The sequence below is a fragment of the Peribacillus sp. SIMBA_075 genome, assembly GCF_046534585.1.
The window spans coordinates 1-274 of record NZ_JAWRYN010000557.1; the positions used below are offsets into that span (position 1 = coordinate 1).

A 274-nucleotide genomic window follows, 5' to 3' on the forward strand; every position below is an offset into this window, starting at 1 on the left:
CATGTCTATCCGGAAAAAATGATCTGGGACGTTGGGGGACAGACGCCGATCCGTTGTGAACAGCTGATCACGCAATTGGTCGAACAAGGGCTCACCTTCGATCCGACGGTCTGCCTGGATGAGAAAGTGGAAAGCATGAATAAGAACGAAGACGGCTTGTTTGTGTTGGCTGGAGCGTCGGGTGAAGTCCATTACTCGAAATCGATCATCGTCGCGGTCGGCGGAGGCATCCTGAAACCGCAAAAGCTCCAAATCGAAGGTGCCGAACGCTTTG

1 pseudogene is annotated in these 274 nt (G+C 52.9%); it reads left to right on the top strand.

From position 1 onward, the window contains the following. Positions 1-274: pseudogene (locus tag SB775_RS29380) on the top strand (thioredoxin reductase); the annotation flags it as partial.